This is a genomic window from Lactiplantibacillus sp. 3062, from assembly GCF_055413545.1.
Genome location: NZ_JBVAYE010000002.1, coordinates 508,453 through 531,182, shown reverse-complemented (window position 1 = coordinate 531,182; position 22,730 = coordinate 508,453). Strand labels below are relative to the sequence as shown.

General features: G+C 46.8%; 21 protein-coding genes and 1 riboswitch. Of the genes, 9 read left to right on the top strand and 12 right to left on the bottom strand.

The genetic code is table 11. From position 1 onward, the window contains the following. Positions 1 to 17: 17 nt before the first annotated feature. Positions 18 to 2,567: a YfhO family protein gene (locus ACWQAU_RS05540; RefSeq protein ID WP_027822069.1), complete on the bottom strand. Its 2,550-nt coding sequence runs from the start codon at positions 2,565 to 2,567 to the stop codon at positions 18 to 20. A gap of 227 nt (positions 2,568 to 2,794) precedes the next feature. Beyond that, positions 2,795 to 2,925: riboswitch (FMN riboswitch) on the top strand. 158 nt (positions 2,926 to 3,083) lie between these two features. Between ACWQAU_RS05540 and ribD the strand changes: the two genes are divergently transcribed. Genes ribD through ribH form a run of 4 tightly spaced genes read left to right on the top strand, consistent with a single transcriptional unit; the run spans position 3,084 to position 6,446 of the window. Further along, entirely contained in the window at positions 3,084 to 4,151 is a 1,068-nt protein-coding gene (gene ribD / locus ACWQAU_RS05535; protein ID WP_013355480.1) for a bifunctional diaminohydroxyphosphoribosylaminopyrimidine deaminase/5-amino-6-(5-phosphoribosylamino)uracil reductase RibD, read from the top strand. Further along, entirely contained in the window at positions 4,152 to 4,754 is a 603-nt protein-coding gene (locus ACWQAU_RS05530; RefSeq protein WP_003640236.1) for a riboflavin synthase, read from the top strand. It begins immediately after the preceding gene. A 1-nt stretch (position 4,755) separates the two neighbouring features. Next, on the top strand, positions 4,756 to 5,970 hold the full coding sequence (locus tag ACWQAU_RS05525; protein ID WP_003645212.1) for a bifunctional 3,4-dihydroxy-2-butanone-4-phosphate synthase/GTP cyclohydrolase II: 1,215 nt from the start codon (positions 4,756 to 4,758) through the stop codon (positions 5,968 to 5,970). Next, a complete protein-coding gene (gene ribH, locus ACWQAU_RS05520) occupies positions 5,967 to 6,446 on the top strand; it encodes a 6,7-dimethyl-8-ribityllumazine synthase (protein ID WP_003640238.1) in 480 nt (159 codons plus the stop codon). The genes ACWQAU_RS05525 and ribH overlap by 4 nt, the downstream gene beginning before the upstream one ends. A 30-nt stretch (positions 6,447 to 6,476) precedes the next feature. On the opposite strand, the gene ACWQAU_RS05515 is transcribed toward ribH, so the two are convergent. Together ACWQAU_RS05515 and ACWQAU_RS05510 are read right to left on the bottom strand one after the other, a co-directional pair. Further along, positions 6,477 to 7,037, bottom strand: coding sequence for a nucleotidyltransferase family protein (locus ACWQAU_RS05515; RefSeq protein ID WP_003640239.1), 561 nt, complete (start codon positions 7,035 to 7,037; stop codon positions 6,477 to 6,479). Positions 7,038 to 7,213: 176 nt separating this feature from the next. Then, positions 7,214 to 7,777, bottom strand: coding sequence for a hypothetical protein (locus tag ACWQAU_RS05510; protein WP_003640240.1), 564 nt, complete (start codon positions 7,775 to 7,777; stop codon positions 7,214 to 7,216). Between the two features lie 88 nt (positions 7,778 to 7,865). Here ACWQAU_RS05510 and ACWQAU_RS05505 point away from each other — a divergent pair, with 88 nt between their 5' ends. Further along, positions 7,866 to 8,507: a Crp/Fnr family transcriptional regulator gene (locus ACWQAU_RS05505; RefSeq protein WP_003640241.1), complete on the top strand. Its 642-nt coding sequence runs from the start codon at positions 7,866 to 7,868 to the stop codon at positions 8,505 to 8,507. Between the two features lie 135 nt (positions 8,508 to 8,642). On the opposite strand, the gene ACWQAU_RS05500 is transcribed toward ACWQAU_RS05505, so the two are convergent. Continuing rightward, positions 8,643 to 9,269: a TetR family transcriptional regulator gene (locus ACWQAU_RS05500; RefSeq protein ID WP_003640242.1), complete on the bottom strand. Its 627-nt coding sequence runs from the start codon at positions 9,267 to 9,269 to the stop codon at positions 8,643 to 8,645. Between the two features lie 153 nt (positions 9,270 to 9,422). On the opposite strand from ACWQAU_RS05500, the gene ACWQAU_RS05495 reads away from it, so the two are divergent. Further along, complete coding sequence (locus ACWQAU_RS05495) at positions 9,423 to 10,739, top strand: FAD-dependent oxidoreductase (RefSeq protein WP_027822068.1); 1,317 nt, start codon at positions 9,423 to 9,425, stop codon at positions 10,737 to 10,739. A 301-nt stretch (positions 10,740 to 11,040) separates the two neighbouring features. On the opposite strand, the gene ACWQAU_RS05490 is transcribed toward ACWQAU_RS05495, so the two are convergent. The 8 genes from ACWQAU_RS05490 to ACWQAU_RS05455 all read right to left on the bottom strand — a co-directional run bounded on the left by ACWQAU_RS05490 (position 11,041) and on the right by ACWQAU_RS05455 (position 19,631). Continuing rightward, positions 11,041 to 14,328 (bottom strand): WxL domain-containing protein, encoded by a 3,288-nt coding sequence (locus ACWQAU_RS05490; protein WP_027822067.1) that lies wholly within the window; start codon positions 14,326 to 14,328, stop codon positions 11,041 to 11,043. A 5-nt stretch (positions 14,329 to 14,333) separates the two neighbouring features. Continuing rightward, positions 14,334 to 14,705, bottom strand: a complete 372-nt coding sequence (locus ACWQAU_RS05485) for an LPXTG cell wall anchor domain-containing protein (RefSeq protein WP_003640245.1) — start codon at positions 14,703 to 14,705, stop codon at positions 14,334 to 14,336. A 59-nt stretch (positions 14,706 to 14,764) separates the two neighbouring features. Further along, positions 14,765 to 15,811, bottom strand: coding sequence for a DUF916 and DUF3324 domain-containing protein (locus ACWQAU_RS05480; RefSeq protein ID WP_003644276.1), 1,047 nt, complete (start codon positions 15,809 to 15,811; stop codon positions 14,765 to 14,767). Positions 15,812 to 15,820: 9 nt separating this feature from the next. Next, positions 15,821 to 16,501 (bottom strand): WxL domain-containing protein, encoded by a 681-nt coding sequence (locus ACWQAU_RS05475; protein ID WP_003640247.1) that lies wholly within the window; start codon positions 16,499 to 16,501, stop codon positions 15,821 to 15,823. 18 nt (positions 16,502 to 16,519) lie between these two features. Then, entirely contained in the window at positions 16,520 to 17,224 is a 705-nt protein-coding gene (locus ACWQAU_RS05470) for a WxL domain-containing protein (protein WP_003640248.1), read from the bottom strand. 473 nt (positions 17,225 to 17,697) lie between these two features. Further along, positions 17,698 to 18,594 (bottom strand): peptidylprolyl isomerase PrsA, encoded by an 897-nt coding sequence (locus ACWQAU_RS05465; protein ID WP_003640249.1) that lies wholly within the window; start codon positions 18,592 to 18,594, stop codon positions 17,698 to 17,700. Between the two features lie 232 nt (positions 18,595 to 18,826). Beyond that, positions 18,827 to 19,168, bottom strand: a complete 342-nt coding sequence (locus ACWQAU_RS05460) for a YtxH domain-containing protein (protein ID WP_003640250.1) — start codon at positions 19,166 to 19,168, stop codon at positions 18,827 to 18,829. Positions 19,169 to 19,178: 10 nt separating this feature from the next. Beyond that, complete coding sequence (locus ACWQAU_RS05455) at positions 19,179 to 19,631, bottom strand: HIT family protein (RefSeq protein WP_003640251.1); 453 nt, start codon at positions 19,629 to 19,631, stop codon at positions 19,179 to 19,181. A 199-nt stretch (positions 19,632 to 19,830) separates the two neighbouring features. Here ACWQAU_RS05455 and ACWQAU_RS05450 point away from each other — a divergent pair, with 199 nt between their 5' ends. The 3 genes from ACWQAU_RS05450 to ACWQAU_RS05440 all read left to right on the top strand — a co-directional run bounded on the left by ACWQAU_RS05450 (position 19,831) and on the right by ACWQAU_RS05440 (position 22,670). Continuing rightward, positions 19,831 to 20,568: an ABC transporter ATP-binding protein gene (locus ACWQAU_RS05450; RefSeq protein ID WP_003644277.1), complete on the top strand. Its 738-nt coding sequence runs from the start codon at positions 19,831 to 19,833 to the stop codon at positions 20,566 to 20,568. Beyond that, positions 20,561 to 21,766: an ABC transporter permease gene (locus ACWQAU_RS05445; RefSeq protein ID WP_003644278.1), complete on the top strand. Its 1,206-nt coding sequence runs from the start codon at positions 20,561 to 20,563 to the stop codon at positions 21,764 to 21,766. The genes ACWQAU_RS05450 and ACWQAU_RS05445 overlap by 8 nt, the downstream gene beginning before the upstream one ends. 118 nt (positions 21,767 to 21,884) lie before the next feature. Continuing rightward, complete coding sequence (locus tag ACWQAU_RS05440; RefSeq protein ID WP_003640254.1) at positions 21,885 to 22,670, top strand: phosphotransferase family protein; 786 nt, start codon at positions 21,885 to 21,887, stop codon at positions 22,668 to 22,670. Positions 22,671 to 22,730 lie beyond the last annotated feature (60 nt).

Sequence of the window (22,730 nt, the reverse complement as noted above, 5' to 3'; positions counted from 1 at the left end):
TTTTGATTGACACGATTCTAATGGTGGCGATATCGTTGACGCCAAAGAATGAAGCTAAGTCCACTTATGATTGAAATCAGTAGTCCGCCCAGCAATCCCGGGACGTGGTAAGTTAGCTGAATCTGATTCTTACCGGGCTGAATCGGTAGGGCTAACATCCCACCAATGACCGTTTTAGGAGTAACTTTGACGCCGTTGACCGTGGCGCGCCACCCCTTGTCGGCTGGAATAGCAACGTAGAGCCACTTTTGCTTGGAGCGATTGGTGACTTGACCACTGACCACGGTATGAATGCCCGAGACGTGGTAAGTCGGTGTAAAGCGCGTGGATAGCAGTTGCTGTTTGACTTGGTTGAACCGGGCTTGATCCAGGCTGGCGATGTGGACATGGGTGCCAAGCGTTGGTTGGGTACGTTTGACCGTTAACGTGACGACAGCGCCTTTGTCAAAATAACCTAGCGATCGGAGCACTAACTCACCGTTGGCATTGAACTTAGTCGGGACTAAGTGACCGTTGACCCGCATCGTGGTGTATTTTGTTTGACGAGTCGTGTCGTTATAATACAGCGTCCCGGTGCGTGTCATCCTTAATTTAACCGTATGCAAATACGGATAGCGTTTGGCCTGTGAATCTTGGATGACGTGATCTGAGAGCATCGTGGCGTTGCCAAAATAGGCGCGTTTCGATGGCCGCAAACTTTGTAAGAGGCGTTCTTGATTGATAATGGCACTATTCTGACGAAGCTTTAACTGTCTAAATGCTGTTGGCACGGCAAACCCTAACCCGTTTTGACTACGGAGCCGCGTTGTCGCTTGACCCACGGCGTTTAATTGCACAGCGTATTTTACATCTAAGAGTAAATCAGTGACCGGATTTAGGCCTTCTGAACTGACACGCCGGGCGTTTTTAGAAAATAGCCCAAGTGACTTCAACATGAGACGTGTTTGGTTCGCAAAAGTTGAACTGTAGTAGGTAATATCGTGAAAGTTAAATAACATCGGGTCGTTGTAATTACGATACTTGCTATCATAATTGTAGGCCTGATTGATTAGCGTATTTTGATTTTCAACGCGATATAATTGACCATCAGGATCGTTGACGGCTTGCATTTGGCGGTATTCGGTTCGATAGGCAGTTACAAATTTAGCCTGATTCCCTAGTGGTGACTTCGCCATCATGAGGGTACTGTTAGTCCCTAATTCTAAGGCGACGATACCTGCCAAGCTGAGCGTTTGCCACCGCTTCGCCGTTGCGAATAAGGCAATTGCGGTTAAGATGACAGCGACTAAGCTGAGCGCCAGCGTTGAAGTTGTTAAGGGGTGCTTAGCAGTTCGTTGGGCAAACCAGCCTAATATCAGCGCACTGACCATGAGTGTCGGTAACAACCATTGCCAGCGCAAGGCGATCCGCCGGGGGCCTGCTAACCAGGCTTCAAAAGCGATCATGATCAAGACAAAGCTAAAGAAAAAAGCATTGCGGTATGGAAAGCCAGCGGGCGTTTGAAACATGTGCCAAATCGTATCTAAGGTACGAATGTCCATACTCAAGAAGAGTGCAAGTAATAGTCCGAAGCTATGCCATTTGTGAGCTTTAGTCAAGTTGGGCTGCACCCAGAAACTTAGGGCCAGCAAGACGACCAGACTACTGCTGAAGACGGTTGGTGCGTGTACGAGCCGAGTCGTAAAATTGGCGGCACCTAAGCCAAATTGACTCAAAACAGCTAAACCGAATTGTGGGACCGGTAAGTAGCTCGATAATTTGACCGCAGATTTAGCCGTGGTCAGCATGCCTAAACCAGTGGGGATCAGGACAAACATCGTGCTTAACCCACTGAGTAGCATGGTGACCACGACGTGCCGAATTAACGAAAATTGATGACGAACAGTTTGCCAAAGACTGTCCTGAGGGCGTTTGCGTTCAAATAGTTGATAAATAAAATAGTAAATCACAAATAGGCAAGTCATATAGCCTAAGTAGTAATTGGTGACGATACTGACCCATAACCAGCCGAAAAAGCGTCCGGGATGACTAGTTGCAATTAAGTGGTCGAGTCCTTGAATGACCAGTGGTAACCAAATTAATGCATCCAACCACATGATCGTAAAATAGTTGAGGGCAACGAAGCCAGAGAGGCTGAAAGCAACACCAAAAATGGCAGTCGACCACCGCTTTGTTTGAAAATGCGTTTGTAAAAAAGCCGTCATAGTGACCGCAATCAAGCTGATTTTTAACATGATGAGTAGACTAAGTCCGGTTGGCAAATTGGCCGCCGGAAACAACAACATCAAAATGTTAAATGGGCTTAATAGATAGTAAGCAATCGTGGGTAGTGCGTTACCGCCTAATGACTGTGAAAATGAATATAATTGAAAACTATGCGTTAAAATGGCATGCCGATACGCGGTGAAAAATGATAAGTATTGGCCACCCATATCACTAATTAATAAGTTATGGTTACCGAAGGGCGTGATCCCCCAAATTGCGAAGACAATCCCCATGATAGCAAGGGACAGTAATCCAGCTGTCACTGCCACTTGCCAGCGCCTTGTTTGATAATTAGGCCACATTTTATTCAACTCCGATATTATGAATGATTTCATTGTACCGTACTGAAACTTGAAAACTAGTTAAGAAAAGCGAACAATTTTCTGAAAAAAGTTAAGAATTAGTGTTAGTCATTATCATTTTTATAAAGTTTGCTAGCAGTTTAACACAGCAGTTCACGAGGTTAAACTAAAAGGGGTGATTGACAATTGATTAAGAAAGTGTTTTTATAAAAGGTGAAAACTGAATACGATTTCTTCGGGGCAGGGTGCAATTCCCGACCGACGGTAACAACGTAAGTTGAAGTCCGTGACCCGCGTGAGCGGTGGACCCAGTGCAAGTCTGGGACCGACAGTATAGTCTGGATGGGAGAAGAAAATTATTGCTTAAATTTTACTAGGCAGTAGTGGCTATTGGCGACCTTTAAGTAGGTTTATTTAGCTGGATCCTACTGGTGAAATCTATTTGGCGAACACTTCACACCCGATTATCGATGATTTGATAATTGGGTGTTTTTTTATCTTGTTGGAGGTGAACCAATGTTAACTGATTTTATGCAAATGGCTATCGATCAAGCCAAATTGGCGGGGGTGGCGACGTACCAAAATCCCCAGGTCGGTGCGGTATTAGTCAAAGACGGCCACGTGTTAGCTCAAGGTTATCATCATTATTTTGGCGGTGACCATGCTGAGGTGGATGTGCTGCGGCAGGTCACACCAGAACAGGCGCGTGGGGCCACGTTATTTGTCACACTGGAACCTTGTTCACACTATGGGAAGACGCCGCCGTGTAGTGCGCGAATCGTCGCGGCTGGAATTCGGCAAGTCGTGATTGGTCAATTAGATCCCCATCCAATCGTGGGTGGTAAGGGACGTCAGTATCTTTTGAACCACGGAGTTGATGTGGTGACGGGCTGTTTAACGGACAAAGTTCGCGCGTTGAACCCCCACTACAATCATTTTTATGTGCAGCAGCGACCATGGATCACCCTAAAAACGGCGATAACGCTTGATGGCAAAATTAATACTGAAACGCCGACTCGGACGCTGGTTTCCAATCATGCTAGTTATATCGATAGTCAGTGCTTACGGTCACAGTTTCAAGCAATTCTGATTGGTGAACGGACGCTAACGATTGATGATCCACAATTAACCGTCCGACTGACGGCAATGGTGCGGCCACCGGTTCGATTGGTGGTGTTGAATACGAGTACCGTGGCGTTAAACCACCGGCTTGTTCAGGACGGTCAGGCACCAACCTGGTTACTTTGTCGTCAGGCTGCGGCTAGTGACGACCAACTTCGAAACAGTCCCAATGTACACGTCCTGATTGGCAACTGGACACCCGCTGCAATCAGTCAACTATGTGTCGAACAAGGCTGGCAGTCACTCTTAGTTGAAGGTGGGGCTCATCTGCAAGCTGAATTTGTTGCGGCTGAATTGATTGACGAATGGGTCAGCTACATCGCACCAATGATGATTGGTGGGACGGGTTTGCCAGCCGTTACCGGGGCCGCTGCGATGACACCGTTGACATTTGAACAACCAACGGTAACTTGTTTAGGGACGAATATCCGGCTACGGGCCGTTCGAAAGGAAGTTAAGTAAATGTTTTCTGGAATTATTCAAACCAAGGGCCGCGTCAGCCAAGTGCACCAACAAGGGTTGGAAATGACCCTTACGATTACCGCACCGTCGCTGATGACACCGAGTCTTAAGATTGGTGACAGTATAGCGGTGAACGGCATTTGTTTAACGGTAACGACCCGACAAGCGGATGCTTTCAGTGTAGTGGTGATGCCTGAAACGGTGCGTCGAACGAACTTAAAGATCCTTGTGGTCGGTTCATTGGTGAACCTAGAACGTGCGTTACAAGTGAACGCGCACTTAGATGGGCACATTGTTCAGGGGCACATCGATTACTGTGGTCAAGTGATGCAGCGACAATCTGATGCGCACGCGCTGCGTCTGTTGATCAGTTTACCGTCAGAATATCGCGCACTAGTAGTCACTAAAGGTTCGGTGGCAGTTGATGGGGTTAGTTTGACGGTCGTAGCGGTCACGGAGACAACGTTTGAAGTCGATTTAATTCCGCATTCACAAGCGGTGACGACCTTGTCTAAGTTACAAGTTGGAACGCTGGTGAATGTAGAAACGGATATTCTGGGCAAGTACTTGGCCCGGCAATTAGCATTAGAGGGGAGTCATTAAGATGGATACAATGAAAAAGGTAGCAGCGGCCTTGGCCGCATTAAAACGGGGCGAATTGATTATTGTTGCGGATGATGAGACGCGTGAAGCGGAAGGAGACATGGTTGGCCTAGCCGCTAAAGCAACCACTGCGACAGTGAATCGGATGATTACATCAGCGCGGGGACTACTCTGTGTTCCGATGGCGCCAAGTATCGCCACGCGACTACATTTGACACCGATGACTAGTGAACACGATGCGTTTGGAACGGCATTTACAGTCTCAACGGATCACCATACGACGTCCACGGGAATCTCGGCAGCTGATCGGGCGACCACGATTCAAGCGTTAGCCAATCCCAATAGTCAGGCCGCTGATTTCTATCATCCCGGGCACGTTTTTCCATTGATTGCGCGGACTGGTGGATTGTTAGCGCGGCGTGGTCATACTGAAGCGGCCGTCACGTTAGCACAATTAGCAGGTGTGACCCCCGCGGCCTATATTTGTGAAGTTATCAAGAAAAATGGCTTAATGGCGCGGCGCCGTGATCTCAAAGCTTTGGCAGAGGGCTTACAATTACCGCTAATCACCATTGAAGATATTACCACCTACGTGATTCAAACGGGTGCCGCCCAGCTAACAACGACCCCGAGTGTCAACTTACCGACCAAGGATGGTCAGTTCACGATGACTGGTTTCGAAGCCCCCGGTCATACGGCGTTGCCAGTGGCACTGCAAGCTGGTGATATCAGTGGCGATGAACCAGTGTTAGTGCGGTTACACTCTGAATGCTTTACGGGCGATGTTTTAGGATCGCGGCGGTGTGACTGTGGTGATCAATTACACGCCGCACTCCAAAAGATCAGTCAAGCTCAGCGCGGTGTTTTCGTCTATTTACGGCAAGAGGGTCGCGGCATTGGCTTGGCTAACAAACTAGCAGCTTACGCACTCCAAGAACACGGGGTTGATACGTATGATGCGAACGTGCAGTTGGGCTTTCAACCGGATGAGCGCCGGTATGATATTGCGGCATTAATTCTACGCCAAATGGGGATTACACGGGTTCGTTTGCTGACTAATAATCTTGACAAGGTTGAGCAGTTACGTGCAGCGGGGATTGATGTTGTTGAACGGGTCCCCTTAGAAATACCAGCCAATCAGTACGATCAAGCTTACTTAAAAACAAAACGTGATCGATTTCATCATCAACTCACACTAACGGAGGGACACGAATGACAACTTTTAACGGCAAAATTAATGGCAACGGGCTTAAGATTGGGATTGTCGTGGCGCGTTTCAATGCGTTTGTAACGCAGCAGCTTTTAACTGGGGCACAAGAAAGTTTGGTACAGCATGGGGTCAATGAAACCGATATTGACGTGGCCTGGGTACCGGGAGCTTTTGAGATTCCACTGACGGTTCAAAAAATGATTACAACCAAGCGCTATGATGGCGTGATTGCACTTGGGGCAGTCATTCGGGGTGCAACCGCGCACTTTGACTATGTTTGTCGTGGCGTGACGACGGGGATTGCGACCGTCAGTTTGGCAACCGATACGCCCATAATGTTCGGCGTTTTAACCACGGATACCATTGAACAAGCTATGGATCGCGCTGGCTTTAAGAGTGGCAATAAGGGTGCTGACTGTGCGGTCAGTTTGTTAGAAACGTTGGACGTGCAGCGGGCAATATTAAAAGCTGACTTGGCCTAAATGACGTAAATTAAGGGTATGCATAATATTTCAAATACCATCAATTTGTAACTTGGGCCATTGTTGATGCCACTGCTTCTGTGCCATTCGCTGCTGATAGATTGCCATGTGCTTGGCATCCTGGCGATAGTAGGGGATTGGGGAACAGCGAAAGTTTATCAAATCGTCTACACCGTATGGGGCGATTAGCTTGATTTGATTTTCGTCTAAAAAGGCGCCAATACAAGTTGGAACTTCGACAAAGTGACCAATTGCATCGGTAACGGAAGTGAATTCGGGATCCTTATCAAAATTATAATGTGCCATATAGACCTCATTTTTTATTTGCCATTGGTATTGTGGGGCTTTATCAGTAAGTTGCTGATAGATTTTTAAATCATCGCTGGCTGGTCGCTCAGGATCAAAAAAGACGACGTCAATATCACTGTTGAACATCACTGGCTGCCCGCTGAGTACTTGCCAAACAGTATTACGGATGCTACCAGCCGCCAATGCGCCTTGTTTTAAATGACAGTCTTGAATTAATTGAAGAATCGTCATTAAAGCAGGAGTTGTTTTAATAATATGAATAACTCGTTGTTCGTTGGTCATTGAAAACACCTCAATTTAATGTTGGTTAAAAATAGTCTAACATAGTAATGATATCGTGCAATTCAAATAAAGGATTTGCTTTTGCTGATTTCATAAAAAATTAAGGCCGCTTACCACTACTAACTGATAGTGGTAAGCGGTCTTAGTTTTTGGTTGTGAGTTTAAGTAATAATTGCCTAGTCTTCCGTAACCTCAATCTTACCAACTGCAATTGGTAGGGTTACGTGAGCATCATACATGCCCACTTCACCAGCGACTGATGCAGGTAGGGCTAAGTCTTGTGGGACGCCGTGAATATAAATGACCCGCTTGTCTAGTTCTAAGTCATCGGTACCGAAGACTTCTTTGAACTTAGCCTGTAGGTCGCCTAAGGGCACATCGATTTCATAAGCGAAGTGGCCCTGCGCGTCGGCAACTGGGTAATTATCATTTGGTACGTCCATATGATGGGGCGCATTATCAAATGGGACCATCGTCGTCCCAGAAACAGGTTCAGTTTCAGGCAAGTCTACAAAGCCGTCGTGATTGACATCTTGGGCCATAGTAGCAATCTGTGCCGCTTTGCCATCTGGAAAGCCGTGGAAATGTTCCCAGTGTTGCGTGTTGGCCGGGGTATCGAACATTTCAATGGTGACGTGTAATTGGTTACCAGTTTCAGTGAAAGTCGCTGTGCCGTGTGGGGCAGTACCGATTCCTTCGGCGTTCAGCGGGACGATGTTAGCAACGTATTTTTTAGTCATGAATAATTCCTCCAGTTCTTCATTATATGGTCAGTATATGCTAGTCTAATCATATAAAAATTGACATAGATCAAGAAAAGGAGAAATTATGCATTCAAAAATGGATTGTGTGAGTCGTTCACCATTATTTTCACCGCTAGCGCCAGCGGTGAAAGCCAAATTAATCACGGTGACCCATCACCGGAAATTTTATCAAAAAGGGCAGTTGATTCGTCAGCCACTCGACCATCAGGAAGGCATGCTCATTTTAGATGAGGGAATGGCTAAAATTTATGCCTTAGCTGCTAATGGTAAGGAGAAAATTATTGAGTTGTTGCGTAGTGGTGATGTCGTCGGACAACACTGGCTATTTGCACCGCATGAGAATCAGGGATTTATTCAAGCCACGAGTGATGCGTGGGTCTGTTCCATTCAATATGATGATTTTCAGCGATTATTAGGTGAATCAGCCAGTTTATCATTAGCAATGATCAATAATTTTGGGAACCAATTGATTGAAGCTGAGAAGAATCAATTGCGACGAGATTTGCTGGATGCTAAAGCGCGTTTGATGGCGTATTTGCGCGATTGTGCCGTTGAATCCGGACAAATCGAATTTGAATTGCCGTTGAAGAAGAAGGAATTGGCGAATATTTTGGGGATTACTCCCGAAACCCTGAGTCGTCAGTTTAAACAATTGGCGGCTGAAGGGCAGATTATCGTCAATAAGCGCCAGATTACAATTTGTTAGACGGGTAAAGGGGGGCGTCGCCTGGTTTTGGCTAGTTAAGGGTGACGCTGGTTCAATATTAAAAATAAAGTCTGATTTCCAACGCAGTATGGGCTAGGAAATCAGACTTTATTTGACTTGTGAGGAAGAGGTTCTTTAATGATGAAAATGCCGGTTAGCAACGCCACTTGCTCGCAATGCCGGCAAAACGACTTGATCAATGAGATTGGTGAGTTGCTGATCAGTGTTCATCGGTTGGTTGATGATGTCGCAGTACCGTAATTGTTGAAACAATACTAATTGTGCGGCTTGGTTAGGCCAAATCTGAAGTTCACCGTGGTTTTGTGCATTCGTCAGAAGTGGCTCGATCAAGGTCAAGTTGGCATGATCAATTTGAGTCACTAACTGCGTGAGATCGCGCTGGTTCTGCGCGTTCAAGGCTGTGGCAAACAATAGCCGAAAATAGCGGAAGGGCCCCGTACTAGTTTGTTGGATAAAGCGTTGCGCTAACAGAATGAGATCGGTACGAAGACTGCCAGTATCTAATGGCGTGGTCGTAAGTGCAATGGGAGTCTTTTGTATTTGATGAATAATAGTATGAAAGATGAGGTCAAAGGTCGAATCCCAGTAGCGATAAAGAACACTGCGGCTGGTAGCGGCCGCAGTGGCTACTCGTGAAAAAGTGACCTGGTCGAGGCCGTATTGACTAAGCAGGGTATAGGTGGTGTCATAAATCGCGTTTTCCAGTCGGTTGCCACGTCGACGTTGATTGAGTTGGGTCACAAAAAGATCTCCTAATTGGTTTTAGAAACAGTTTACTGCTTTTTGTGCCTTAATAATAGTGATTTCCGTAGCCAAACGATTGTTGTAGTTAAAGACAACGTGTATCTTAAATAGCGTTGTTAACAATAATTTAAGTAATCAGAGGCGGAAAATATGGCAAAAATTATTATTGTCGGGGCTGCACATGGCGGCCGCGAAACGGTCAATGGCTTATTAGCAGCTAATACGGATAATGAGATTCATTGGTACGAGCACGGGCAATTCGCGACGGCTTTGGATTGGGCTCCGGCGGATGCTGAAAAAGAGCGGTTGGCCTTGTCCCAGCAGGTGACTCTATTCAACCAAACGACGGTCACAAGAATTACCCCAGCGACCCACACGATTACTGCTCGTAATCAACGGGGGCAATTACAGACTGATCATTACGATCGATTGGTATTGAGCGTTGGATCGTTACCAATCCAGTTACCGATTCCCGGAGCCGAATTATCTGGTGTTCGATCGATTCAAAACCGTGCCAGCATCAATGAGTTAAAATTGGCCGCTAAGTCAGCAGCCATTAAAAACGTGGTCGTGATTGGAGGCGGCTATATTGGGATGAATTTTGCAGCCTTATTTAAACAAACCGGCAAGCAAGTAACTGTTATTGATGTGAACGCTCGGCCATTCAGTCACAATCTTGATTCAGAATTTACGCAAATTTTAGCTGCAGCGAGTGTTGAGAATGGGCTGCAATTAAAGATGGAAGAGCGGGTGACGGCCGTATTAGGTTCAACACACGTGACAGCGGTACAAACGAATCGTGGTCAGTATGCTGCCGACTTAGTCCTTGTCGCAGTCGGCAATCGACCGAATACTGCATGGCTACGGGGAACTTTGGCGCTAGATTCTGAGGGATTAATTGAGACGGATGATTATTTTCAAACAAGTGTTCCAGATATTTACGCGATTGGCGATGCGACTAAAGTTCGGTTTACGCCCACGGGTACTAAAGAGCGGATCACTTTAGGCAGCGCGGCCAGTCATGCCGGTCGGTTATTAGCGCATAACTTGTTAACGGATCAGCGAATTGTGTTTCCCGGCGTTCAGGCAACGTCCGCGCTTAATGCGGCGGGATATTACTTTGCTGCTACGGGCCTAAACACGCAACTAGCTGTCCGTATGCAACAACCGGTGTTAGCAACTTACATCGCGGTTCCCCGATTGGTGGCATCCGCACCAGCTCGATTGAATGCGACCGTTCATTTTAAGTTGTTTTATGATAAAACTCATCGGATACTAGGTGCACAAATAATGTCTACAGCAGAATTAACGGCGGTCATCAATACCGTTTCGCTCGCAATCCAGATGGGAGCAACGCTCGAGCAATTAGCCTATGGTGACTTTTTCTTTCAACCGGGATTAAGCCAGCCGGTGGATGTACTCAGTACGGCTAGTTTACAGGCGTTACAAACTTTAGCCACTAACTAGGTTGATTATTGCCAAGCCCATTATACGGACTTGGCAATTTTAAGTTGATGTGTTGCTTAAGCTCAGTATATGACATGGAAAACTAGTGGTTACTGATGATTAGCTCATTAGGAACTCACAGGAAAAAACCGTCGCGTCATCAATAATGATGGGCAATCCAGCGACGGTCAAATTTAAGTGATGAAATCGACAATTATTGTGGTGATCTAATGGTGCTTTGAAGTCGCGCTTCCAATTGCTAGAGTTGGGGCCAGTACTTAAGGTGTACGGCCGAGGAGCCTCAGTTTGGCATATTTAATCGTTAGTTCGTCACGTTAGCCGTTAGCGTCCAAGTTACGGTTGTGTTATAGGTTTGGCCCGCTTGGGCGGTGTTGCCAGGAACGGTCAATTGAACTTGGGTGGGTTGCCAGACGTTGGTTGAAAGGTCTTTCCCCACGTTGGCCGTTGCTGGGGCTGCAAAGACGGGTTGTTCGGCGGTTGTGAGATCGACCGCGTAGCTTTTGAGCTGGCCCGTAGCGCGTTCATTATAGGTCTGCCCGGCAGGAATGTGTAACTTCGCGCCGGTGAGTTGGGCGCCACTAGTACTAGTAAAAGGACTGTTCTGACGGGCAGTGACGGTCCAACCATGAGTTGCTAACCGATTATCCGAAACTTGGAGCCACTGTTTCGCGACACCGTTGATTGTCTGGGCGGCGTAAGTTTTAGGCTGCATACTTGTTGTGACACTGCCAAAGTTAAATTGGCTGGGCGCGTAGTCTAAACGAAGTTCGCCCGTATTACCGGTCCCAGTGTTTTCGCTCCCACTGGTATTGGTCGTACCAGGGTGCTCGGGCTCAGTTGGTGCTGTCGGGCCGATTGCCGGTGCGACGGTGTATTGGGTAGCGGCGGCAAACGTGGAATCATGATAAGTTGTACTGGTGACCGGATTTTCGTTCCCCGCACTATCTTTCACAAAAATCTGAATGACGTCGTTAGCTTTTAATTTAGTGGCTGGCATCGCAAGGGACCAACTCCCATCACTGGCAGCGGTTGCTGTGATGGCATTGCCGTTGCTATCAGCTGCGGAGGTCCCGTTAACCGTGTAACGAAGTGTGTTACCAGCCGTCGTCGTGGAACCGCTGGCAATCGTTTTTTGGTCGGCAACGATTTTTCCATCTTTAACGGTTACCGGCGTCGGTGGCGTCTTATCTTGGACGGTTATGGTGACAGGATCTGAAGTATAGGTGGTCGTTGCTTGAGCTGTCATAGTCGTGCCGGCCGTTGGAAAATGATCTAAGGTGAAATTAACGTAACCGCTGCTGTCAGTCGTACCACTTTGCGTTGCGCCTTGATCATCTGTTAACTTGACGGTTGCCGTGCCCGTTCCAGCGTAAATCGGCGTTTGTGTGCCATTCGATTCTGTATAACCGGTGATAACGCGAACGCGGACCTTCTTGTCGGCATTGGTGACGAGCTGGGCGTTCAAGTCACTCGTATACGGTGAGCTGAATTGCACAGTCGGTAATGAGAGGGTGTTCGCAATTCGGCGCGCAGCCGAGAAGGTGAGTAGTCCCGGTAAGACGCTACCGCTGTTGGTAATCAGGACCCCGTTCTGTTCGATGGCGGTGATCCCTTGATAGGTCACACTGGCGCTCAACAGGTTCAATAAGGACAATGACCACATACTCAGGTTACTGTTCGTGATTTTGAAACTTTTAATGGTCGTCTCGACGATTGAACCCGTTTGAACGAGAATTGCAAAGTCCGTATTTTTAATGTCGTAGGCCTTAGGAGAATCTAGCAAGACGCTCAAACCGGACATGTAGCCACCAAAAATGGGGGCTGAACCACTACTAGTGATATACAACTCGCCACCCGTCACGGTAAACGTACTGTTATTGCCAAGCGGAATCAACGGGGTAACGTAGTAGAGCGCATTACTACTAGTTGTGGCTAAGTTCTCAAACGTGACCTTACTGCCAGCGTTGGCGGTAAACGCGTTTGCTGTTTCTGCCCGATAGACGTTACCGTACATCTTGGCGGTTAGGATAGCATTGGTACCCACCGTGACGGCATCATACTGGTCATAGAAAATACCCCGAGTCGCGTCTGATGCGCTGCCTAGCAAGTTAACATTGGCTGCGCTGCCAATGGTGACTTTACGGTCTCCAGTCCCGACTGTACTAGTTGCCGTGAAGTTGAAGAAAGCTTTGTTGGCGGCACTGCTATTAGCCTTGCGACCGATGTACGTGCTGTTGGCGGCAAAGGTCATTCCACCAGTAATCATGTTTTCAGCGACAGTTGTTGCGGTGACTGCGCCACTGACATTGACTTGATTACCAGGAGCGTTGACTAGGCGGTAAACGTCGCTGGTAGTGATTAAATCGGTCACTGTAATCGTCCAACGGGCACCACCAGCATTAGCCCCACCATCGGTCCCGCTTTGAATGATTCCGGCGGCGCCACCACTACTCGTTCCACTCGCAATTGCGCCACGAATACTACTGAAGTTTTTTACTGTCATTGTCTGGGCGGTGGTTGTGGAACCCAATGTGAAGTTGCCGATGCCGAAATCAAGGCTGTGATTTTGCCCGTCGATTGTCAGGCTGGTGGTACGAGTGCCTAATTCTGTAGCACTTGTTGACGTGTGGGTAATGTTGGCCCCCAATTTAATCGTCGTGACGGCGGTATTGGTATACGCTGATTTTAAATCATCGTAAGTTGAGACGGTCGTGCTACCATCTGGATTGACCACGATTGCGGCGGTCGTGATATCATTAGCGGCTTTGGTGGCAGTCGCTTTAGTCGCTTTCGGTGTCCGTTCTACTTCCGAATCAGCCTGCGCTGTGCGACTAGTAGCAGTGTCGTTGTCAGCAGTTGGGTCCGATGTCGCGGTGGTACTAGACGACTGTTCGGACGATTTGCTTGTGGCATTGTTGTCATCACGTTTCGTGGTAGCCGCTTGTGTTGCTGTTGCTGACGAATCGTCAGTGGTCGGGTCTTGACTGGCCGAAGAGGTGCTTTCGGCATCATTGCTGACCTCACGTGCTGATTCAGTGCCGGCTTCTTCAGGAGGTGAGTCGACTGCGGAGCCCGCGGCCACGGTGAAAGTTATTGGTTCAGCGGTCATGGTGTGGGTCGTCGGTTTTTCACTACTGGCGACAGCTGAAGCGGTAGTGGTCGCTAATGCTGGCCCAGTAATCAGTGCTTCCGCGGTCACTTTGTAGGTTTTCGCTTCACTGGCACTCAATACCAAATCGAACGTGGTACTGGCTGTCGGATCAGATGGCGTCAAAGTTAGTTTCCGGTTGTCAGCATCAAAATCCAGCTCAGCGAGGCTCGCTCTGTTGGCTTGCCGGGTTTTAGTTTGGTCAACGGTGAGGGCCTCAGGAATAGCGACCATGACTTGGTGTTCCTGGGAACCTTGTACGGCCAACTGAAGTGTAAAAGGTTGCCCAATCACTAATTCCGTGGGTGGTTCCTCGAATTTGATTGGTGTGGCCGTGGTGGTCGCTGTCGCATAAATGGCACCGCCGTTGACAACGAGTAGACTCATTAAGAGAACGAGTAACCCGAGCCAAGCCGTTATTAATCTTCGTGGTCGTTGCAAATTGCTCACTCCCTTCGGCGTTGCATGAGCCACACGAGCCAACCGGCTAAGACAGCTGTCAACAGACCTAACCAGACTAACAGTTGGCGGGCTTCATTCGTTTGTGGTAGCACTGATTTATCTGGACGTATTGCCGCGGATGATGGTGTCTGAGTCGAAGCCTGTTGATTAGCAGTGGCGATGATGTTGGGCACCGCTAGATATTGATAGGGACGGGGGTGCTGGAAGTTTGTCAGGTCCGTCCCGGCTTGCCAGTCGGTCAATGTCACACTAGTGTCAGTTGGGGTAGCCGCTAGGGCATCGGGACTCCGACAGCCACCAGCGAGGGCTAGTCCAAGGCTTAATGATAGTAAAACTAGCCGCCTGAATTTAGCCATAACGATAACCTCCTTGTTTGAGTACCAAGTTAGAAGATAATCTAAAATTAACTGCTTATTTAGGTTCTGCGATTGTGTCGTTTCATAATTAGATAAACGATTCCGGCGGATAAGCCAGCAATTACAATGACGATTAGGACGTACCACCAGATACTGATGGGGGCGGCCGGGTCATTCTTGGCTTTTTGATTATTTTGACGTGCTTGTTCAGTCGTAATCTTAAAGTCCCGGGACCAATGCCAAGTTTTTTTGGCCCATTTGGAGTCGTTAGTCGTTGCGGTGACGGATAAGGTATAATCACCCGCCCGCATGACTTGATCGTCTAAAAAAGTGGGGTAAGTGAAGTTCGAATTGGGGGCCATGATCAAGTTGTCGCTACTGTTCTGATAGAGTACCTTGGAACTGCCTTTTCTCGTGACCTTAGTGGTCAGTTTTAATTGCGAGACCACTGCTGGTTCTGGGTTCCGAATGGTCGCGAGCACGACTTTGCGATAGTTGCGTAATCCGGGAGTGACCGTCCCCAAAGTCAACTTAGGCTGTGCAATTTCTTTGGCCGTCAGTTTAACCGCTAACGCATAACTATATTTTTGGTTAATATTGACGCCCTTGGATGCTTTTTTCGCGCCTTGCCCCATTTTTTCGAAGTACCATGAGCCTAAGATTACACCGGTATCGAATCCTTTGGGAATGTTGATTGTGGCGCTGACGACCCGGTTACTTTTGGCGGGGACCGTGACTTTATCGGAACCGGCTGCCAAAGTCGCAATTTGATCAAAACGATATTTTAAGCTGGCATCGTATCGTTTGGCTGTTTGGGTGTAAGCGATTTGGCCTGAATCATTCGTAAATGTCGTGAGTAGCTGGGTCTTGACCGTAATTGATTGGTCAGTCGGGTTATAGACCCGCGCCTGAATTTTACGAGTGGTGCCCGCCTTGGCCTTAAGGTCGAAAAACGGACTGCTAGCATCGACTTCTTGGCCGGGACTGATTTTGTTAACACTATATTGAACTTCGGCATTGGTAGCGGTGGCCTGGACGCTTGGTGAGGTCCAACTCATGAAAACCAAGCCACCAATTACGCCGAATAAGCACATCAATTTTTTCATGATTACCTCCTAGTTAGTGGTAGCGGCGACTAACGTCCAAACTAAGTTGTTCGTGTAGTTACCGACTTGGGCTGTCAGCTTGGGGATTGAAAGGGTCACGGCACCCGCGTTCCAAGTGTTTGTGGAAGTGGCTTTACCAACACCCGCCCGGTTGGGGGCACTGAAAACGACTTGGTCAGCGGTGGTGACGCTTACACTGGGGGCAACAACTAAATTGGAATCGGCTACTGAGGCGGGCTCGTTTAGCGAATTACGCGCAGTTCCTTGGGGTAGGTGAATCACCGCACCAGTCAGCACGTGATTATTACTAGCGTTAGTTAACGTCCGGTCTTGCTTAACGTTGACTTGCCAGCCGTTGGCAGTGGTGCGTTTGTCCGAGACTTGTAGATATTGATTGTAGTTGCCAATTGCAGTGTAAGTTTTGGCTGCGTTGGACGTAGTGACGGTACCAAAGTCGATAGTTTTTGGGGCTACATCGAGGGTCAATGTTCCGGTATTGTTAGTTGCCGGATTATTCGGATCGGTGGTTGTCAACGGGACGTTGGGACTAGTGGGATCAACTGGGGCCGTGGCACTAGTATCATCTTGAAAAGTCACGGTACCATTAGTCGTTGCCCCGAGAGCCGTCAAACTGGTTGCCATTAACCCTAAAATCGCTAACCCCGTACTAAGACAAAAGCGGTTAAACATGGCAATCCCTCCTTATGGTTAGCTAGGGGTAGCAGCGGTCAAGGTCCATGTCAAAGTGTTGCTGTAGGCTCCTGGTTTGGCCGTGTTTTTGGGAATCGTCAAAGTGACATCACTTGGATCCCAAACTTTAACCGAAGTGCCTTTACCAGCGCCGGTAGTGGCCGTTGTATTAAAAACGGTCACGGCACCACTCGTATTGGTAACATCGGCAGCTGTAGTCGTCAGGTTGGTATCGACCGCCGTAGGGTCAGTTGCCAGACTATTACGTGCAATCCCGGCTGGTACGTGGATGGTGGTACCGGTCAAAACATGCGGTGAACTTCCACTAGTTTCGGTTAAATCTTGATCTTGCTCGACGGTTACGGTCCAACCCTGTTCATCGGTCCCACGGTTATCGGTGACCTGTAAATATTGTTGCCCATTAGTGGTCGTCGTGGCCTTATAAGTGTGTTCGGCGGCATAAGTTTGAACGGAGCCGAAGTCGAAAGTTCGAGGAGCCACGTCTAATGTTAGAGCACCAGTATTACCAGTAGCTGGATTGTCTGGATCTTCTGGAACTTGTGGATTGGCCGGGTTAGTGGGATCTACTGGGATAGTTGGTCCAGTATTTTCTGTCAATTCCAAATTAGTAGTTGTGTTCGCAGTTGAATCGGCGGTTGCCATGACGGCGGGCATTCCTAGTAAGCTTAACAACATGGTCGCGGTAAGCACTGTTTTTTTCATGATGGATCGCTCCTTTTTGGTTGTCCGTGCCTGCGGTGATCAACAAATGTTTGGTAACGATAATCAACTCCTGGCCAGAAGATTGTCTTGCGTTTATCGTTGCTATAAGGCTAGCATAATCTATTAGGTTGCGGCTATTTTTATGCATATATTTAATGATTAGCAATTAGTCTTAGCTTATTATGTTCCGAGGGGGTTCTGAATTTATTGTGATAGCACTGATATTTGCGCCAATGCTGGCGATAGGGGATAATAAAATCATAAATTTTTATTGATGACTTTGAATAATTAGACTGACTAGCGAAGTGTGCGTGAAATGATTAATCATAATTAACTTGTCAGCTGATTGATCTGCTAAATAGAGACGTATATTTCTAGCGCAATAATAATTCATGCTTGACGCGCTAGACTTAGTACGACGCAAAAAAAGCCACCCTGACATGTTAAACGTCAGGGTGGCTTAATTAATTTAATTAGTTAGAGCTTGATGAAGATGAGGTTGAAAGGTATGACGATAAGATATCCTTCAAATCGTTATCCTTGATTGAAACGTTCCCACCCTTAAGCACTTTAGAAACAACGTTTTGTAAGACAGTGGAGTCGCTCATATCATTGTCCCAAATTTGTTTCTTCAAATCAGCGGTGTGATCAGACATCTTACCCTTACCAGGGTTCTTGATCATCCGGATGATTTCATAACCGTTGCTGGTCTTAACAGCGGAAGTCGTGTATTCACCGTTCTTCAGCTTGAAAGCAGCCGTTAAGAATTTAGATGAGTAGCTCGTGTTAGTGTTATCAAAGGCTGATAACTTACCACCATCATTCTTAGTCGTTGTATCAGTTGAATACTTCTTGGCTAACTTCGTAAAGTTGGCTTGGCTAGAATCCTTCTTCAAAGCGTCTAAGACTTTGTCAGCAGTTGCTGATTTGGCAACTAGGATATGTTGAACCGTGACTTTAGGTTCGTAAGACTTCCATTGCTTCTTCAAAGCTTTATCAGTAATCTTGACCTTGTCTTTAACGGCTTCCTTCAATAATAAGTTAGAACGTAATTGTTCCTTGAAGGTCTTGGTCGTCAAACCATTTTGCGATAAGACGGTTGAGAAAGAACTACCATATTGTGACTTGTAAGTATTATATTGCTTCGTCACTTGCTTAGTCGAAACTTTTGAGCCGTAATCCTTTTCGAGCACCTTATTCAGGATCATTTGTTGCAAGACTTGCTTACCTGAAGAGGTTCCCTTCATACTACTGTAATATTGGCTTTCGGTAATCTTACCACCGGAAGTTGATGCAACGGTCTTGCTACCACAACCAGCTAAGGTGAAGGTTAGTAAGACACCAGCAAGGGCAATGAGCCATTTCTTCATTCCTAAAACACATCCTATTCTTGAAATCGTTCTGCGTTAGCAGACTTCAACGACTACTATACCATATCTATTAAAGCTTCTGCATGCATATGGAAATCTTTACAAAATTTTCAGAGATTTCACAGCCTCTTCATAAATTCTACCTAATGCGTCAGTGAATTTAAACGAAATCAGCTTGTTAAGATAGCAAACAAAAGAATCGTGGGCCTAATGCGACCTCACGATTACTTGCTCAGTCGGTTGTCTTGGTTAAATGGTCTAAAGTGTCTTGTAAGTGATCCGCACGTTTTTTCATGATGGTTACGTGGGGTTCAATCTTAAATTGAAATTTATCCAATTCAGTCTGAATGTCATCAAAAACTTCCGCAGCGTGGGCCATTTGAACACTGAGATTGCTCTGGGCATCGCTAAACTCTTCACGTGCGTCTTGTAAGTTATCAGCAGCATCTAAAACGTCTTGCACGTAACTTTTGATGTCTGTGTAGAGCGCTTTAGGTGTTTTCTGATTGATCAACATGTAGGTAGCAGCACTGAGACCCAGACCGATCAGGCTGTTACGAATAAACTTTGCCATGGGAGACCTCCTAATTAGCTAATTCAGTTTTAATGGCGTTCTGTAAGCGAGTGTAGTCGGTTTCGTCATATTTTTTGGCGTTGTCCTTAAAGATCATCCGAAAATCATCTTTATCGCTGTAGCGGGGGATGAGGTGAAAATGGGAGTGGAAGACGGACTGATAAGCGACCGCACCATTATTGTTAACGATATTCATGCCAATAATATTCTCGTCAGTTGCTTTGATAGCGCGGGCGATTTCAGGAATCCGCGCAAACACGATGCTGGCAAGATCACGATCGTAACCGAAAATATCGGCAACGTGCGTCTTCGGTACGACTAAGGTGTGACCAGGAGTACCTTGCGAGATGTCAAGAAAGGCTTTGACCATGTCGTCTTCATAAACGGTATAGCTCGGAATATCGCCCTTAATTATTTTACAAAAGATACAATCGTCATCGAGTTTTGGTTCAAAAGCTGTCATGTGATAACCTTCTTTATTTATTAGTTGGGTTCATTATACACTATCGATGTTGCGGCAATCAAAACTAGGTAGCTTGATTGACGACAAATTACTGAAGTTTCGGTAAAGTCGGGGATCAATGAGCCAACCAAATAGAGGGTGTCGTGATGGCTATGCTATAATGGGAGCACTTATACCAACACAGAAAGAGGTTAACGTTATGACATTAGCGGTACAACACTTAGTTGGTGGGTATTCGCAAATTCCCGTCTTAAAAGATATTAGTTTTCAAGTTGAGCCCGGTGAATTAGTGGGCTTGATCGGACTTAACGGGGCCGGTAAGTCAACGACCATTAATCATATTATCGGTTTGTTGACGCCCATGAAAGGATCAATTGCGCTCAATGGCGTGACATTAGCACAAGATCCTCAAAGCTATAAAAGCCAAATTGCGTACATTCCAGAAACACCTATCTTATATGAAGAGTTAACATTAAAAGAACATCTAGAAATGACGATGCTGGCGTATGGTTTAGACCAAGAACAGGCTTGGCAACGGGCTCATGACTTATTGAAAACTTTCCGATTGGCTAACAAGTTGGATTGGTTCCCCGCGAACTTCTCAAAGGGAATGAAACAGAAAGTCATGATTGTTTGTGCGTTCATCACTAACGCTAAGTTGTTCATTATTGATGAGCCTTTCTTAGGACTGGATCCTTTGGCGGTGCACGACTTGTTGGCATTGATTGCGACAGTCAAAGCACAGGGAGCCGCTGTCCTTATGTCGACGCACGTTTTGGACACGGCTGAAAAAGCTTGTGATAAGTTTGTATTATTGCATGCTGGTGAAGTACAGACACAGGGGACTTTTGCTGAAATCAAAGCGAATTATCCGGATGCGGGTGAGTCGTTAAACGATATTTATCTTTCATTGACCGGGGTGACCCGTGATGAATGAGTTATTTCAAACGCGGTTGCAGCGGCATCTGCGTCGGATGTTGCGCTACCTAAGATTGGTGTTCAATGATCACTTTGTCATTGCATTAATGTTTTTTGTCGGCGGACTCGGGCTGGCTTATTCCAATTGGCTCAAGACGCTTGGCCCTCAGCAGACGTGGATCGTCTGGGTGCTCGGTCTCTTATTATGGGCGGGTCTAAGTGTCAGTCATATCGCAACGTTATTAGAACCGGCCGATACCGTTTTCCTGTTACCACGTGAACGGGATGTGCATGCGTACTTCGTGAAAGCGTGGCGCTACAGTTGGTGGTTGGCGCAAGCAGTCCAAGTGATTTTTGTTGGCTTGACCGTGCCGTTGCTCATGATCGTTGATCAGATGACGGGCTGGTCGTTGCTGGCGTTACTCATCACCCAGTTGGCGTTAAAGGATGCCCAGTTAACGCTGAGCGTGACGCATCTCTATCAAGTGAAGCCAAGCATGAAGCGGTGGTTGCGCCCCCTGAACTGGGCCGGCGCGTTCGTCACGTTGGCAGTGGGACTATTAGTGACGCCGTGGTTGAGTGCCGCAATGGCCATCGCGATTGCGGTGGGACAACGTTATTTGCACCAACGAATTTGGTCGACCACGGTGATTGCTTGGCGTGACGACATCAAAGCCGAAGCCAACCGTATGTTAGGGATTTATCGATTCTTTAATTTATTTACGGATGTACCAATGGTGCAAGGCAGTGTCAAACGTCGTCGGTACCTGGATTGGTTACTACGGTGGTTACCTAAGGACCAGCAGCATGCGTTTGGCTACCTATATACACGTGGCATGTTGCGCGGCACGGAGTTTAGCGGGTTAGTGGTTCGTTTGACAGTTATTGGTGCGGTGCTACTGTACTTTAGTGGGCACGGTTGGTTAGCGATGGCGTTGGACGCCTTATTTATTTACTTGATTGGGTTTCAATTGTTGCCGTTTTACAAGCAATACGATAATATAGTTTTTACGCACATTTATCCGCTGGCAACTAAACAGCGGTTGAAAAACTTTCAGCGGTTATTGCGAAACGTGTTAAGTTTGACGGGATTAATCTTTTTAGTTGCGTTCTGGTTAAGCAACGCACCGTTAGCTCAAGTTGGGATTTTGCTCATCATTAACGTGATTGAAATCTATCTCTTAGTTACTTGGTATTTAAAATTAAGATTAGCTTAAAACCTTGATGTATCAAGGGTTAAAAAGGACTTGACGGATTCAACTTTCGTCTATAAAATGTGATTGTTAAGTCAAATAATAATGAGTCATTAAATAAATTTTGAGAGGAGTGGGGCTGATGGATTTCGAACTTGATGATGGCTGGGACGTTTACCCGATCTATGGGAATACGAATAAAGCTTTCATGGGCAAAAAAAATCACCAACGATTGTTCTTAAAGCGAAACGCCTCGCCGTTCCTAGCGGCGCTGTCGATGGAAGAAATTACCCCGCGATTAATCTGGACGAAGCGTATCTCAAGCGGGGATACGCTGACAGCCCAAGAGTGGTTGAATGGTCAAACTTTAACGAAGCAACAAATGCGGCTGCCTGAAGTGGCGCATTTATTGGCACGTGTGCACAATTCCGAGTTGCTTCACCGGATGTTAAGAAAAGTCGGTGGTCAGAGTGTCCGCCCACAAGACTTTATTCAGCAATACTTACAAGATTTACCAGATGATTTACGGCACCATCCGTTAATGGCCCGGGTTCTGGATGAATTAAGAGGAACCGCACCCACTTTACCGGCCACTGATTATCGCGTTTGTCACGGTGATCTTAACCACAAGAACTGGTTACTATCTGATCGCCAACAACTGTACTTGGTTGACTGGGATTCCGCACGATTTGCGGATCCGGCGTCAGATATTAGTATGCTACTATGCGAATATGTCCCGTTAAGTGATTGGCAACAGTGGCTTAGTGAATACGGTGAGACTATGACGACCGCCTTACGGACGCGAGTGGTCTGGTATGCTAAGATCAATTTACTATTGAATATCAAAGATAATTATTATCGGAATCAGTACCATCAGATGAACCATGAAATTATCTTTTTAGAAGAATTATCGCAGTACGAAGTGTAACGACGAGCAACAAAATCGCCGCGAGTCCCAGATGGAATTCGCGGCGATTTTGTTGAGTAA

Excerpts from the sequence above, each read along its gene's own strand:
- ACWQAU_RS05540 (WP_027822069.1), bottom strand. The coding sequence starts at position 2,567 with ATGTGGCCTAATTATCAAACAAGGCGCTGGCAAGTGGCAGTGACAGCT.
- ribD (WP_013355480.1), top strand. The coding sequence starts at position 3,084 with ATGTTAACTGATTTTATGCAAATGGCTATCGATCAAGCCAAATTGGCG.
- ACWQAU_RS05530 (WP_003640236.1), top strand. The coding sequence starts at position 4,152 with ATGTTTTCTGGAATTATTCAAACCAAGGGCCGCGTCAGCCAAGTGCAC.
- ACWQAU_RS05525 (WP_003645212.1), top strand. The coding sequence starts at position 4,756 with ATGGATACAATGAAAAAGGTAGCAGCGGCCTTGGCCGCATTAAAACGG.
- ribH (WP_003640238.1), top strand. The coding sequence starts at position 5,967 with ATGACAACTTTTAACGGCAAAATTAATGGCAACGGGCTTAAGATTGGG.
- ACWQAU_RS05515 (WP_003640239.1), bottom strand. The coding sequence starts at position 7,037 with ATGACCAACGAACAACGAGTTATTCATATTATTAAAACAACTCCTGCT.
- ACWQAU_RS05510 (WP_003640240.1), bottom strand. The coding sequence starts at position 7,777 with ATGACTAAAAAATACGTTGCTAACATCGTCCCGCTGAACGCCGAAGGA.
- ACWQAU_RS05505 (WP_003640241.1), top strand. The coding sequence starts at position 7,866 with ATGCATTCAAAAATGGATTGTGTGAGTCGTTCACCATTATTTTCACCG.
- ACWQAU_RS05495 (WP_027822068.1), top strand. The coding sequence starts at position 9,423 with ATGGCAAAAATTATTATTGTCGGGGCTGCACATGGCGGCCGCGAAACG.
- ACWQAU_RS05485 (WP_003640245.1), bottom strand. The coding sequence starts at position 14,705 with ATGGCTAAATTCAGGCGGCTAGTTTTACTATCATTAAGCCTTGGACTA.
- ACWQAU_RS05480 (WP_003644276.1), bottom strand. The coding sequence starts at position 15,811 with ATGAAAAAATTGATGTGCTTATTCGGCGTAATTGGTGGCTTGGTTTTC.
- ACWQAU_RS05475 (WP_003640247.1), bottom strand. The coding sequence starts at position 16,501 with ATGTTTAACCGCTTTTGTCTTAGTACGGGGTTAGCGATTTTAGGGTTA.
- ACWQAU_RS05470 (WP_003640248.1), bottom strand. The coding sequence starts at position 17,224 with ATGAAAAAAACAGTGCTTACCGCGACCATGTTGTTAAGCTTACTAGGA.
- ACWQAU_RS05465 (WP_003640249.1), bottom strand. The coding sequence starts at position 18,594 with ATGAAGAAATGGCTCATTGCCCTTGCTGGTGTCTTACTAACCTTCACC.
- ACWQAU_RS05460 (WP_003640250.1), bottom strand. The coding sequence starts at position 19,168 with ATGGCAAAGTTTATTCGTAACAGCCTGATCGGTCTGGGTCTCAGTGCT.
- ACWQAU_RS05455 (WP_003640251.1), bottom strand. The coding sequence starts at position 19,631 with ATGACAGCTTTTGAACCAAAACTCGATGACGATTGTATCTTTTGTAAA.
- ACWQAU_RS05450 (WP_003644277.1), top strand. The coding sequence starts at position 19,831 with ATGACATTAGCGGTACAACACTTAGTTGGTGGGTATTCGCAAATTCCC.
- ACWQAU_RS05445 (WP_003644278.1), top strand. The coding sequence starts at position 20,561 with ATGAATGAGTTATTTCAAACGCGGTTGCAGCGGCATCTGCGTCGGATG.
- ACWQAU_RS05440 (WP_003640254.1), top strand. The coding sequence starts at position 21,885 with ATGGATTTCGAACTTGATGATGGCTGGGACGTTTACCCGATCTATGGG.